The following is a 14,064-nucleotide window of genomic DNA, read 5'->3' as shown; positions in this document are numbered from 1 at the left end:
GCCTAACCGCAAGGAGGGCGATTACCACGGCAGGGTTCATGACTGGGGTGAAGTCGTAACAAGGTAGCCGTATCGGAAGGTGCGGCTGGATCACCTCCTTTCCAGAGGCTTGTGTCTCAAGCCTAGCGTTCACACTTATCGGTTTGTTTGCTGTTACAGCCAAGGGTCTGTAGCTCAGGTGGTTAGAGCACCGTCTTGATAAGGCGGGGGTCGTAGGTTCAAGTCCTACCAGACCCACCAAGTTATCCGAGGGGGATTAGCTCAGCTGGGAGAGCACCTGCTTTGCAAGCAGGGGGTCGTCGGTTCGATCCCGTCATCCTCCACCACCGCTTACGAGCGGTGCGAAACGCCTGGTACCTTGGATTGGTTGTCAAAGGAAAGCGCTTACGGAGTGCTTTCCTTTGGCATTGCCAAGCGATCTAACGATCGGCTGTTCTTTAACAATATGGGATGTAGTAAAGGTGTCGCGGTGCTTTGATGAGAAGCACAGTAGTTGAACGCGATACCGGGTTGTGATTGTATCAACCAAGTGTATTTTAAAGTGATCGAAAGATGACTTGGAATACGGCACAAATGCGAGAACTCAACCTGTAGTGAGCGTGTCGATGAGACACACTTGTTATAGGGTCAAGCGAACAAGTGCATGTGGTGGATGCCTTGGCGATCACAGGCGATGAAGGACGCGGTAGCCTGCGAAAAGCTTCGGGGAGCTGGCAAACGAGCTTTGATCCGGAGATGTCCGAATGGGGAAACCCGGCCCGAATGGGTCATCCCTTGCTGAATACATAGGCAAGGGAAGCGAACGCGGCGAACTGAAACATCTAAGTAGCTGCAGGAACAGAAATCAACCGAGATTCCCAAAGTAGTGGCGAACGAAATGGGAAGAGCCTTGTACTCTTTAGCAGTGGTGTTAGCAGAACGGGATGGAAAGCCCGGCCATAGCAGGTGATAGCCCTGTATGCGAAAACACGATTGTGGAACTAGGTGTACGACAAGTAGGGCGGGACACGTGAAATCCTGTCTGAAGATGGGGGGACCATCCTCCAAGGCTAAATACTCGTGATCGACCGATAGTGAACCAGTACCGTGAGGGAAAGGCGAAAAGAACCCCGGGAGGGGAGTGAAATAGATCCTGAAACCGCATGCATACAAACAGTCGGAGCCCTTTCGGGGGTGACGGCGTACCTTTTGTATAATGGGTCAGCGACTTACATTCAGTGGCAAGCTTAACCGATTAGGGAAGGCGTAGCGAAAGCGAGTCCGAACAGGGCGTTGAGTCGCTGGGTGTAGACCCGAAACCAGATGATCTATCCATGGCCAGGTTGAAGGTGCGGTAACACGTACTGGAGGACCGAACCCACTAACGTTGAAAAGTTAGGGGATGAGCTGTGGATAGGGGTGAAAGGCTAAACAAATCTGGAAATAGCTGGTTCTCTCCGAAAACTATTTAGGTAGTGCCTCGTGTCTCACCTTCGGGGGTAGAGCACTGTCATGGTTGGGGGGTCTATTGCTGATTACCCCGCCATAGCAAACTCCGAATACCGAAGAGTGCAATCACGGGAGACAGACATCGGGTGCTAACGTCCGGTGTCAAGAGGGAAACAACCCAGACCGCCAGCTAAGGTCCCCAAATATGGCTAAGTGGGAAACGAAGTGGGAAGGCTAAAACAGTCAGGAGGTTGGCTTAGAAGCAGCCACCCTTTAAAGAAAGCGTAATAGCTCACTGATCGAGTCGTCCTGCGCGGAAGATGTAACGGGGCTAAGCCATATACCGAAGCTGCGGACGCACGCAAGTGCGTGGTAGGAGAGCGTTCTGTAAGCCTGTGAAGGTGTCTTGTAAAGGATGCTGGAGGTATCAGAAGTGCGAATGCTGACATGAGTAGCGATAAAGGGGGTGAAAGGCCCCCTCGCCGTAAGCCCAAGGTTTCCTACGCAACGTTCATCGGCGTAGGGTGAGTCGGCCCCTAAGGCGAGGCAGAGATGCGTAGCTGATGGGAAGCAGGTTAATATTCCTGCACCGTCGTATGATGCGATGGGGGGACGGATCGCGGAAGGTTGTCCGGGTGTTGGAAGTCCCGGTCCCTGCATTGGAGAAGGCGCTCAGGCAAATCCGGGCGCGGAATTCAAGGATGTGGGGCGAGCGGCCTAGTGCTGCGAAGCAATTGGAAGTGGTTCCAAGAAAAGCCTCTAAGCTTCAGTCATACGAGACCGTACCGCAAACCGACACAGGTGGGCGAGATGAGTATTCTAAGGCGCTTGAGAGAACTCGGGAGAAGGAACTCGGCAAATTGGTACCGTAACTTCGGGATAAGGTACGCCCTGGTAGCTTGACTGGCCTGCGCCAGAAGGGTGAAGGGGTTGCAATAAAATGGTGGCTGCGACTGTTTAATAAAAACACAGCACTCTGCAAACACGAAAGTGGACGTATAGGGTGTGACGCCTGCCCGGTGCCGGAAGATTAAATGATGGGGTGCAAGCTCTTGATTGAAGTCCCGGTAAACGGCGGCCGTAACTATAACGGTCCTAAGGTAGCGAAATTCCTTGTCGGGTAAGTTCCGACCTGCACGAATGGCGTAACGATGGCCACACTGTCTCCTCCCGAGACTCAGCGAAGTTGAAGTGTTTGTGATGATGCAATCTCCCCGCGGCTAGACGGAAAGACCCCATGAACCTTTACTGTAGCTTTGCATTGGACTTTGAACCGATCTGTGTAGGATAGGTGGGAGGCTTTGAAGCGTGGACGCCAGTTCACGTGGAGCCGTCCTTGAAATACCACCCTGGTTTGTTTGAGGTTCTAACCTTGGCCCGTGAATCCGGGTCGGGGACAGTGCATGGTAGGCAGTTTGACTGGGGCGGTCTCCTCCCAAAGTGTAACGGAGGAGTTCGAAGGTACGCTTGGTACGGTCGGACATCGTACCTAAAGTGCAATGGCAAAAGCGTGCTTAACTGCGAGACCGACAAGTCGAGCAGGTGCGAAAGCAGGACATAGTGATCCGGTGGTTCTGAATGGAAGGGCCATCGCTCAACGGATAAAAGGTACTCTGGGGATAACAGGCTGATACCGCCCAAGAGTTCATATCGACGGCGGTGTTTGGCACCTCGATGTCGGCTCATCTCATCCTGGGGCTGTAGCCGGTCCCAAGGGTATGGCTGTTCGCCATTTAAAGAGGTACGTGAGCTGGGTTTAAAACGTCGTGAGACAGTTTGGTCCCTATCTGCCGTGGGCGTTGGAATCTTGACGGGGGCTGCTCCTAGTACGAGAGGACCGGAGTGGACGTACCGCTGGTGTACCTGTTGTCTCGCCAGAGGCATCGCAGGGTAGCTATGTACGGAAGAGATAACCGCTGAAAGCATCTAAGCGGGAAACTCGCCTGAAGATGAGGATTCCCTGGAGGCTTGACCTCCTTGAAGGGTCGTTCGAGACCAGGACGTTGATAGGCTGGGTGTGGAAGCGCAGTAATGCGTTAAGCTAACCAGTACTAATTGCCCGTAAGGCTTGATCCTATAACCAGTGTGTTTCACCTGGTGAGTCGATCGCCTTGTGCCTCGATACACACAACCAACACTACATCCCGATTCGTGACGCTGGCTTCAACCCCAGCGCCACAACCCCTCATGCCTGGTGACCATAGCGAGTTGGAACCACCCCTTCCCATCCCGAACAGGTCCGTGAAACGACTCCGCGCCGATGATAGTGCGGATTACCCGTGTGAAAGTAGGTCATCGCCAGGCTCTTATTGTGCAAAACCCCTCGACAGCGTGTGCTGCGAGGGGTTTTTGCTTTTCCGCCGCCCGTTCGAAACCGCCTCAAGCAGCCCCGCCAGGCCGCTCCTGACGCGCCAGGAGCCGTCCGGCAAAGCCCCTATAGGGTGAGAACGCAGAAATCTAAACTGCGCTTGTGGGAGCGGTCAGGCAGCGCCAGACGCCACGCCGGAACGCCCTCCCGATTCCTTGGCAGCACAGCATCCGCAACGGAAAGTGCTTGACAGGAGCGGCGAGGAAGCCCATAATCGATAGTTCTCTGCGGAGAGGTGCCCGAGTGGCTAAAGGGGGCAGACTGTAAATCTGTTGGCTTACGCCTACGCTGGTTCGAATCCAGCCCTCTCCACCAGAATGCAAGACAGCAGCCGGCAACGCCGGTGAAGAAGCAGGAAAGACCCAGGCGGGTGTAGCTCAATGGTAGAGCAGAAGCCTTCCAAGCTTACGACGAGGGTTCGATTCCCTTCACCCGCTCCAGTCGCGCGGTTGCTGTCATAAAGTAGTACGTCTAGTTTCGCCCATGTGGCTCAGTGGTAGAGCACTCCCTTGGTAAGGGAGAGGTCGGCAGTTCGATCCTGCCCATGGGCACCAAATACCACGCACTGGCAATATCGCTACCGAGACAGGAGTCGCGAAATGGCAAAGGAAAAGTTCGAGCGGACCAAGCCGCACGTGAACGTTGGTACGATTGGTCACGTTGACCACGGCAAGACCACGCTGACCGCAGCGATCGCCACGGTGCTGGCTTCGAAGTTCGGCGGTGCCGCCAAGAAGTACGACGAAATCGACGCAGCGCCGGAAGAAAAGGCACGCGGTATTACCATCAACACCGCGCACGTCGAATACGAGACGGCCAACCGCCACTACGCGCACGTTGACTGCCCGGGCCACGCCGACTACGTGAAGAACATGATCACGGGTGCCGCCCAGATGGACGGCGCGATCCTGGTGTGCTCGGCCGCTGACGGCCCGATGCCGCAGACCCGCGAGCACATCCTGCTGGCCCGTCAGGTTGGCGTGCCGTACATCATCGTGTTCCTGAACAAGTGCGACATGGTGGACGACGCCGAACTGCTCGAGCTGGTCGAGATGGAAGTTCGCGAGCTGCTGAGCAAGTACGAATTCCCCGGCGACGACACCCCGATCATCAAGGGTTCGGCCAAGCTGGCGCTGGAAGGCGACAAGGGCGACCTGGGCGAAGAAGCCATCATGCGCCTGGCCGACGCGCTGGACACCTACATCCCGACGCCGGAGCGTGCCGTTGACGGTACCTTCCTGATGCCGGTGGAAGACGTGTTCTCGATCTCGGGTCGCGGCACCGTGGTGACCGGCCGTATCGAGCGCGGCGTGATCAAGGTCGGCGAGGAAATCGAAATCGTCGGTATCAAGCCGACCGTGAAGACCACCTGCACCGGCGTGGAAATGTTCCGCAAGCTGCTGGACCAGGGTCAGGCTGGCGACAACGTCGGTCTGCTGCTGCGCGGCACCAAGCGTGAAGACGTCGAGCGCGGCCAGGTGCTGTGCAAGCCGGGTTCGATCAAGCCGCACACCCACTTCACCGGCGAGGTGTACATCCTGTCGAAGGACGAAGGCGGCCGTCACACCCCGTTCTTCAACAACTACCGCCCGCAGTTCTACTTCCGTACCACCGACGTGACCGGCTCGATCGAGCTGCCGAAGGACAAGGAAATGGTCATGCCGGGTGACAACGTGTCGATCACCGTCAAGCTGATCGCCCCGATCGCCATGGAAGAAGGCCTGCGCTTCGCTATCCGCGAAGGTGGCCGTACCGTCGGCGCCGGCGTCGTGGCAAAGATCCTCGACTAAGCTGTTCGATAGCGAATGCGGCACCAACCGGCCGCATTCGTTGCCAGAGGGGTTGGCGCAAGCGTCGACCCCGAAGTTGTTTTAGGGGTATAGCTCAACTGGCAGAGCGTCGGTCTCCAAAACCGAAGGTTGGGGGTTCGATTCCCTCTGCCCCTGCCAAATCAATCAGCCGCGTCGCGAGGAGCAATCGTGACGCGGCTTAGTCTCGTTTGCGAAACATGGCCAATCCCAATGTTGAAACCGTGAACGCCAGCAGCGGCAAGTGGATGCTTGGCGTAGCGGTGCTGCTGGTGGTTGCGGGCGTCATCGGTTTCTATGCACTGGCACAGCAACCGTCTTATGTACGTGGCGCCGCACTGTTCGGTGGTATTGCACTGGGTATCGTGGTTGCGCTGGTGTCGGCACCGGGCAAGGACTTTATCGGGTTCGCCAAGGAATCGTATCGGGAAGTTCGCAAGGTCGTCTGGCCGACGCGCAAGGAAGCCGGACAGATGACGGGACTGGTTTTTGTCTTTGTCGTTGTCATGGCCCTGTTCCTGTGGTCGGCGGACAAGCTCATCGAGTGGGTCGTGTTCTCGCTCGTGCTGGGCTGGAAATAAGAGGTAGCACATGACGGATAACGCCCAGCAGGAAACCGCCGCGCCGGAATCGCCTTCGTCGAAGAAGCGCTGGTATGTGGTGCATGCCTACTCCGGCATGGAGAAGAGCGTGCAACGCGCGCTGCAGGAGCGCATCGAGCGCGCCGAGATGCAGGACAAGTTTGGCCGCATCCTGGTGCCGTCCGAAGAAGTGGTGGAAATCAAGGGTGGCCACAAGTCGGTCACCGAGCGTCGTTTCTTCCCCGGCTACGTGCTGGTGGAAATGGAAATGACCGACGAGACCTGGCACCTGGTGAAGAACACCAGCAAGGTCACGGGTTTCGTGGGCGGCGCCCGCAACCGCCCGAGCCCGATTTCGCAGCGTGAAGTCGACAAGATCATGACCCAGATGCAGGAAGGGGTCGAGAAGCCGCGTCCCAAGACGCTGTTCGAAGTGGGCGAAATGGTGCGCGTCAAGGACGGCCCGTTCACCGACTTCAACGGCAACGTCGAAGAGGTGAACTACGAGAAATCGCGCCTGCGCGTCTCGGTCACCATCTTCGGACGTGCCACGCCGGTCGAGCTCGAGTTCGGCCAGGTCGAGAAGGTCTAAGGAATTTGCCGGTTGTCGGCCGAGAGGTCGGCAACGGGCAACGGCGGTGCCCCAGGGCATTGCCAAAGAGGAGCGTGAGGCCGTGCCACCGGTGCGGCGACAGCGCGTTACGACTCAACAGGATCGTCTTCCGCGAGTGGAGCGATCCGGATTGGAGTAGAGATGGCCAAGAAGATCATTGGCTTTATCAAGCTGCAGATTCCGGCTGGTAAGGCAAATCCCTCCCCGCCCGTTGGTCCCGCACTGGGTCAGCGTGGTCTGAACATCATGGAGTTCTGCAAGGCGTTCAACGCCCAGACCCAGGGCATGGAACCCGGTCTGCCGGTGCCGGTGGTGATTACCGCCTTCGCCGACAAGAGCTTCACCTTCGTGATGAAGTCGCCGCCGGCGACCGTGCTGATCAAGAAGGCAGCCGGCATCACCAAGGGTTCGCCGAAGCCCCACACCGACAAGGTTGGCAAGATCACCCGCGCCCAGGCTGAAGAAATCGCCAAGGCCAAGAACGCTGACCTGACCGCCGCCGACCTGGACGCTGCCGTGCGTACCATCGCCGGTTCGGCTCGTTCGATGGGCATCACCGTGGAGGGTCTGTAAATGGCTAAGGTTTCCAAGCGCGTCGCCGCCAACAAGGCGAAGATCGAGCGTACCAAGTTCTACCCGATCGACGAGGCCCTGGGCCTGGTGAAGGGCTGCGCCTCGGCGAAGTTCGACGAGTCGATCGACGTGGCCGTGCAACTTGGCATCGACGCCAAGAAGTCGGACCAGGTGGTTCGTGGCTCCGTGGTGCTGCCCGCCGGTACCGGCAAGTCGGTGCGCGTGGCTGTGTTCGCCCAGGGCGACAAGGCCGAGGCCGCCAAGGCTGCCGGTGCCGACATCGTCGGCATGGAAGACCTGGCTGAGCAAGTCAAGGCCGGCAACCTGAACTTCGACGTCGTGATCGCCTCGCCGGACACGATGCGTATCGTCGGTACGCTGGGCCAGATCCTGGGCCCGCGCGGCCTGATGCCGAACCCGAAGGTCGGTACCGTGACCCCCGATGTGGCCCAGGCCGTGAAGAACGCCAAGGCCGGTCAGGTCCAGTTCCGTGTCGACAAGGCCGGTATCATCCACGCCACCATCGGCCGCCGTTCGTTCGAGGACGCCGCGCTGAAGAGCAACCTGGCGGCGCTGCTGGACGCGCTGGTCAAGGCCAAGCCGGCCACCAGCAAGGGCGTGTACCTGCGCAAGGTCGCGGTCTCGTCGACCATGGGCGTGGGCGTGCGTGTCGACCAGGCTACGCTGGCCGCCTGAGCTGACGGCAACTTGCTGACCGGAACCCGATAACACCGGTCGGCAAGCGAGAATTGAAGACCCTGGCCAGTGGCGAGGGTCGTCTCCGGACCGCAAGGAAAGGAGCAAGGCTTTGGGCAGTGGTGCCGTGTTCGATGCGCAAGCGTCGGGCGGCACCGCTGGTTATCAAAGACCGCTGGTGTCCTTGTCCGCGGCAGCAAAGCGGAAGGGGCTTAATCGGTTGGAGCATGAGCGAAGGCTTTACGCCTGAGCCAGGTCTTCCGGCCAGCCAGCGCAGATGGCGCACCCGAAGGGATTGATGAAGCCGGGCCTCGACCCGGATGATTCGGGCCAATCGGACGCCGTTCGTTTGTGCTGACGTGAAGGCTCCGGTATTGCCGGAGACACAGCGTCATTTTGGAGCTTAACCGTGCCACTCAATATTGAAGATAAGAAGGCCGTCGTTGCTGAGGTCTCGGCGCAAGTCGCCAAGGCCCAGACCATCGTCGTCGCCGAATATCGCGGCATTGCGGTTGGCGATCTGACCAAGCTGCGTGCTGCCGCTCGCCAGCAAGGCGTGTACCTGCGCGTTCTGAAGAACACGCTGGCTCGCCGTGCCGTCGAAGGTACGCCGTTTGCAGGCCTCGCAGAGCAGATGACCGGTCCGCTGATCTACGGTATTTCCGAAGATGCAGTGGCCTCGGCCAAGGTTCTGAACGACTTCGCCAAGACCAACGACAAGCTGGTCCTGCGCGCCGGGTCGTATGACGGCAAGGTTCTCGACGCTGCCGCCGTGAAGGCGCTGGCCTCGATCCCGAGCCGCGACGAACTGATTGCTCAGCTGCTGGGCGTGATGCAGGCACCGGTGTCGGGCTTCGCCCGTCTGCTGGCTGCTCTGGCCGCCAAGAAGGCAGAAGGCGCTGCTCCCGCGGAAGCGGAAGCTGCTGCCGAAGCCTAAGGCAATCCAGGCCGCGCATCGAAAGATCGCATTACCGATACCGAATCAAATCTAGTAGGAGTATTTCAAATGGCAATCACCAAAGACGACATCCTGGAAGCCGTTGGCGCGATGTCCGTGATGGAACTGAACGACCTGGTCAAGGCGTTCGAAGAGAAGTTTGGCGTGTCGGCCGCTGCCATGGCCGTGGCTGCTGCTCCGGGCGCTGCCGGTGCTGCTGCTGCCGAAGAGCAGACCGAGTTCAACGTGATCCTGGCCGAAGTCGGCGCCAACAAGGTTGGCGTGATTAAGGCTGTTCGCGAAATCACCGGCCTGGGCCTGAAGGAAGCCAAGGACCTGGTCGATGGCGCACCGAAGCCCGTCAAGGAAGGCGTGGACAAGGCCGCTGCTGCCGAAGCCAAGAAGAAGCTGGAAGACGCCGGCGCCAAGGTCGACGTCAAGTAATGCTGTACTCGCGTGCCCTCGCGGCACGCGAACGGGGCTGGCAAAGGGAAATTCCCGGCGCCAGCCTTTTTGCGCTTGTGCGATTGTGTTTTAGTCACCACTCGGCACAGCAATAACGCGTTAGAAGTGATGTTTGCGGCTCGCGGCAAGGGTGCTTTTGCCAGCGATTCAGCAGAGGCCAAACATCAGTGGCACACTAAGTGGTTGCTGCTGATGTTTGTCTTCTGAACCGACTGCAGAAGACAAGTTTGGTCGGGTGTCCCCCGGGCGAGTACAGGCGTTGCGCTGAAGCGACGACCACACCGCCCGCAGCGTGCGGACACCGTCAGCCAGAGGTTGGTAGCGGCCAACCGCCAAATCCCCTCCCAGTCGCTGAACACCTCAGGTCCGGCCAGGTCCAGCCAGCCCTGCGATGATTCGGAGATCCCATGGCGTACAGCTTCACCGAAAAGAAGCGCATTCGCAAAAGCTTTGCGAAGCGCGCGACGGTACATCAGGTTCCATTCCTGCTTGCCACCCAGATTGAATCCTACACCCAGTTCTTGCAAGCGGATACGCCACCCGCACGTCGCAAGACCGAAGGCCTCCAGGCCGCTTTCAACGCGATTTTCCCGATCTCCTCGCATAACGGGCTCGCCCGTATGGAGTTCGTCTCGTATCACCTGTCCAACCCGCCGTTCGACGTCAAGGAATGCCAGCAGCGTGGCCTGACGTTCCATTCGGCGCTGCGTGCCAAGGTTCGCCTGATCATCAACGATCGCGAGAACCCGGGCAAGGTCAAGGAAGTGAAGGAGCAGGAAGTCTACATGGGCGAGATTCCGCTCATGACTTCCACGGGTTCGTTCGTCATCAACGGCACCGAGCGTGTCATCGTCTCGCAGCTGCACCGCTCGCCGGGCGTGTTCTTCGAGCACGACAAGGGCAAGACCCACAGCTCGGGCAAGCTGCTGTTCTCGGCGCGCATCATTCCCTACCGCGGTTCGTGGCTGGACTTCGAATTCGATCCGAAGGACATCCTGTACTTCCGCGTCGACCGCCGCCGCAAGATGCCGGTGACGATCCTGCTGAAGTCCATCGGCCTGACGCCGGAACAGATCCTGGCGCACTTCTTCGTGTTCGATAACTTCACGCTGCAGTCGGAAGGCGCGCAGCTGGAGTTCGTGCCCGAGCGCCTGCGCGGTGAAGTCGCGCGCTTCGACATCGCCGACAAGAACGGCCGCGTGGTGGTCGAGAAGGACAAGCGGATCAACGCCAAGCACATCCGCGACCTGGACTCGGCCGGCACCAAGCTGATCAGCGTGCCGGAAGACTACCTGCTGGGCCGCGTGCTGGCCAAGAACATCATCGACCCGGATACCGGCGAGGTGATCGCCAACGCCAACGACGAGCTGACCGAAGCGCTGCTGGAAAACCTGCGCGAAGCCGGCGTCAAGCAGATCCAGACCCTGTACACCAACGACCTGGATCAAGGCCCGTACATGTCGCAGACCCTGCGCGTGGACGAGACCGCCGACCAGACCGCTGCGCGTATCGCGATCTACCGCATGATGCGCCCCGGCGAGCCGCCGACCGAAGAAGCCGTGGAAGCGCTGTTCCAGCGCCTGTTCTACAGCGAAGAGTCGTACGACCTGTCGCGCGTGGGCCGCATGAAGGTCAACAGCCGCCTGGGCCGCCCCAGCGGCGAAGGCGCCATGGTGCTGCAGGACGAGGACATCCTCGAGACCATCAAGATCCTGGTCAACCTGCGCAACGGCAAGGGCGAGGTCGATGACATCGACCACCTGGGCAACCGTCGCGTGCGTTGCGTCGGCGAGCTGGCCGAGAACCAGTTCCGCGCCGGCCTGTCGCGCGTGGAGCGTGCCGTCAAGGAACGTCTGGGCCAGGCCGAGACCGAGAACCTGATGCCGCACGACCTGATCAACTCGAAGCCGATCTCGTCGGCGATCCGCGAGTTCTTCGGTTCGTCGCAGCTGTCGCAGTTCATGGACCAGACCAACCCGCTGTCGGAGATCACGCACAAGCGCCGCGTCTCCGCACTGGGCCCGGGCGGCCTGACGCGCGAGCGCGCCGGCTTTGAAGTCCGCGACGTGCACCCGACCCACTATGGCCGCGTGTGCCCGATCGAAACGCCGGAAGGTCCGAACATTGGTCTGATCAACTCGCTGGCACTGTATGCCCGCCTGAACGAATACGGCTTCCTGGAAACGCCGTACCGCAAGGTGGTCGACAGCAAGCTGACCGACGAGGTCGACTACCTGTCGGCGATCGAGGAAGGCAAGTACGTGGTGGCGCAGGCCAACGCGACCGTCGATGCCGACGGCAACCTGACCGACGAACTGGTGTCGGCGCGTGAAGGCTCCGAGCGTGAAACCCGCATGGTGACGCCGGACCGCGTGCAGTACATCGACGTGGCGCCGTCGCAGATCGTTTCGGCCGCTGCCTCGCTGGTGCCGTTCCTGGAACACGATGACGCGAACCGTGCACTGATGGGCGCGAACATGCAGCGTCAGGCCGTGCCTTGCCTGCGTCCGGACAAGCCGCTGGTCGGCACCGGCATCGAGCGTACCGTGGCGGTCGACTCGGGCACCGCGGTGCAGGCCATGCGCGGTGGCGTGGTCGATTACGTCGACGCGATGCGTATCGTGATCCGCGTGAACGACGACGAAGCCGTGGCCGGTGAAGTCGGCGTGGACATCTACAACCTGATCAAGTACACGCGCTCGAACCAGAACACCAACATCAACCAGCGTCCGATGGTCAAGGTGGGCGACCACGTGGCCCGCGGCGACGTCATCGCCGACGGCGCCTCGACCGACCTGGGCGAACTGGCACTGGGCCAGAACATGCTGGTGGCGTTCATGCCGTGGAACGGCTACAACTTCGAGGATTCGATCCTGATCTCGGAGCGTGTGGTGGCCGAAGACCGCTATACCTCGATCCACATCGAGGAACTGTCGGTCGTCGCCCGCGACACCAAGCTGGGACCGGAAGAAATCACGCGCGATATCTCGAACCTGGCCGAGGCCCAGCTGGCTCGCCTGGACGAGTCGGGCATCACCTACATCGGCGCGGAAGTCGAAGCCGGCGACGTGCTGGTGGGCAAGGTCACGCCGAAGGGCGAGACCCAGCTGACGCCGGAAGAGAAGCTGCTGCGCGCGATCTTCGGCGAGAAGGCATCGGACGTGAAGGACACCTCGCTGCGCGTGCCGTCGGGCATGAGCGGCATCGTGATCGACGTCCAGGTCTTCACCCGCGAAGGCGTGACGCGCGACAAGCGTGCCCAGTCGATCATCGACGACGAACTGAAGCGCTACCGCCTGGACCTGAACGACCAGCTGCGTATCGTCGAAGGCGACGCGTTCCAGCGTCTGGAGCGCCTGCTGGTCGACAAGACCGTCAACGGCGGCCCGAAGAAGCTGGCCAAGGGTGCCAAGATCACCAAGGAGTACCTGGCGGACATCGACAAGTACCACTGGTTCGACATCCGTCCGGCCGACGAGGAACTGGCTGCGCAGCTGGAAGCCGTCAAGGAAGCCATCGAGCAGAAGCGTCACGAGTTCGACCTGGCCTTCGAAGAGAAGCGCAAGAAGCTGACGCAGGGCGACGAACTGCCGCCGGGCGTGATCAAGATGGTCAAGGTCTACCTGGCCGTCAAGCGCCGCCTGCAGCCTGGCGACAAGATGGCCGGCCGTCACGGTAACAAGGGTGTGGTGTCGAAGATCGTGCCGATCGAGGACATGCCGTACATGGCGGACGGTACCCCGGCCGACATCGTGCTGAACCCGCTGGGCGTGCCGTCGCGGATGAACGTGGGCCAGATCCTGGAAACCCACCTGGGCTGGGCCGCGCGCGGCCTGGGCCAGCGCATCGGCGACATGCTCAAGGCGCAAGCCAAGGCGCAGGAACTGCGTACGCTGCTCTCGCAGATCTACAACGAGAGCGGCAAGCCGGAAGACCTGGACAGCCTCTCCGATGCCGAAGTGCTGGAACTGGCGAACAACCTGAAGAAGGGCGTGCCGTTTGCGACCCCGGTGTTCGACGGTGCCCACGAGGACGAAATCCGCCGCATGCTGGACCTGGCCTACCCGGACGACGTCGCCCGCGAAAAGGGCCTGACGGCTTCCAAGCAGCAGGTCACGCTGTTCGACGGCCGCACCGGCGAAGCGTTCGAGCGTCCGGTCACGCTGGGTGTGATGCACATGCTGAAGCTGCACCACCTGGTCGACGACAAGATGCACGCGCGTTCCACCGGCCCGTACTCGCTGGTGACGCAGCAGCCGCTGGGCGGTAAAGCCCAGTTCGGTGGCCAGCGTTTCGGTGAGATGGAAGTGTGGGCACTGGAAGCCTACGGCGCGTCGTACGTGCTGCAGGAAATGCTGACGGTCAAGTCCGATGACGTGAACGGCCGTACCAAGGTGTACGAGAACATCGTCAAGGGCGAGCACTCGATCGATGCCGGCATGCCGGAATCGTTCAACGTGCTGGTGAAGGAAATCCGCTCGCTGGGTATCGACATCGACCTCGATCGCTACTGATCGAGACGATGCGGGTGCCGGCCACGGCGGGCACCCACCAGCGAAGGATTTCCCACAGGATGAATGCCATCGACCCGGACA

Annotated in this window: 8 protein-coding genes, 6 tRNA genes and 3 rRNA genes (1 of these 17 running past the window's edge); all 17 read left to right on the top strand. The window is 60.1% G+C overall.

Features of this window, described 5'->3' with window-relative positions; genetic code table 11:
* Positions 1–101: ribosomal RNA gene (locus RALTA_RS14500) — 16S ribosomal RNA — on the top strand (it extends 1,433 nt beyond the left edge of the window).
* Positions 102–163: 62 nt separating this feature from the next.
* Positions 164–240, top strand: a tRNA-Ile gene (locus tag RALTA_RS14495).
* A 10-nt stretch (positions 241–250) separates the two neighbouring features.
* Positions 251–326, top strand: a tRNA-Ala gene (locus RALTA_RS14490).
* A gap of 299 nt (positions 327–625) precedes the next feature.
* Positions 626–3,504 (top strand): 23S ribosomal RNA (locus RALTA_RS14485).
* Between the two features lie 114 nt (positions 3,505–3,618).
* Positions 3,619–3,732, top strand: a 5S ribosomal RNA gene (rrf, locus tag RALTA_RS14480).
* The 16S, 23S and 5S rRNA genes sit together here with 5 tRNA genes alongside, the layout of an rRNA operon.
* Positions 3,733–4,025: 293 nt before the next feature.
* Positions 4,026–4,111: transfer RNA gene (locus RALTA_RS14475), tRNA-Tyr, on the top strand.
* 51 nt (positions 4,112–4,162) lie between these two features.
* Positions 4,163–4,236, top strand: a tRNA-Gly gene (locus RALTA_RS14470).
* Positions 4,237–4,275: 39 nt separating this feature from the next.
* Positions 4,276–4,350 (top strand) — tRNA-Thr (locus tag RALTA_RS14465).
* A 45-nt stretch (positions 4,351–4,395) separates the two neighbouring features.
* Positions 4,396–5,586: an elongation factor Tu gene (gene tuf / locus RALTA_RS14460; RefSeq protein WP_012354145.1), complete on the top strand. Its 1,191-nt coding sequence runs from the start codon at positions 4,396–4,398 to the stop codon at positions 5,584–5,586.
* Positions 5,587–5,669: 83 nt separating this feature from the next.
* Positions 5,670–5,745: transfer RNA gene (locus RALTA_RS14455), tRNA-Trp, on the top strand.
* Positions 5,746–5,804: 59 nt separating this feature from the next.
* On the top strand, positions 5,805–6,185 hold the full coding sequence (gene secE / locus RALTA_RS14450; protein WP_012354155.1) for a preprotein translocase subunit SecE: 381 nt from the start codon (positions 5,805–5,807) through the stop codon (positions 6,183–6,185).
* A 10-nt stretch (positions 6,186–6,195) separates the two neighbouring features.
* A complete protein-coding gene (nusG, locus tag RALTA_RS14445) occupies positions 6,196–6,777 on the top strand; it encodes a transcription termination/antitermination protein NusG (protein WP_012354154.1) in 582 nt (193 codons plus the stop codon).
* A 162-nt stretch (positions 6,778–6,939) separates the two neighbouring features.
* On the top strand, positions 6,940–7,371 hold the full coding sequence (rplK, locus tag RALTA_RS14440) for a 50S ribosomal protein L11 (protein ID WP_010810467.1): 432 nt from the start codon (positions 6,940–6,942) through the stop codon (positions 7,369–7,371).
* Complete coding sequence (gene rplA, locus RALTA_RS14435) at positions 7,372–8,067, top strand: 50S ribosomal protein L1 (RefSeq protein ID WP_012354153.1); 696 nt, start codon at positions 7,372–7,374, stop codon at positions 8,065–8,067.
* Positions 8,068–8,476: 409 nt separating this feature from the next.
* Positions 8,477–9,004 carry a 50S ribosomal protein L10 gene (gene rplJ / locus RALTA_RS14430; RefSeq protein WP_012354152.1) on the top strand — a complete coding sequence of 176 codons (528 nt, stop codon included), beginning with the start codon at positions 8,477–8,479 and terminating at the stop codon, positions 9,002–9,004.
* A gap of 69 nt (positions 9,005–9,073) precedes the next feature.
* A complete protein-coding gene (rplL, locus tag RALTA_RS14425; protein ID WP_012354151.1) occupies positions 9,074–9,448 on the top strand; it encodes a 50S ribosomal protein L7/L12 in 375 nt (124 codons plus the stop codon).
* Positions 9,449–9,876: 428 nt separating this feature from the next.
* Positions 9,877–13,983 (top strand): DNA-directed RNA polymerase subunit beta, encoded by a 4,107-nt coding sequence (gene rpoB / locus RALTA_RS14420; RefSeq protein WP_012354150.1) that lies wholly within the window; start codon positions 9,877–9,879, stop codon positions 13,981–13,983.
* Positions 13,984–14,064: the final 81 nt, after the last annotated feature.

Source organism: Cupriavidus taiwanensis LMG 19424 (assembly GCF_000069785.1).
GTDB lineage: Bacteria > Pseudomonadota > Gammaproteobacteria > Burkholderiales > Burkholderiaceae > Cupriavidus > Cupriavidus taiwanensis.
This window is presented reverse-complemented; position numbering and strand designations above follow the sequence as displayed.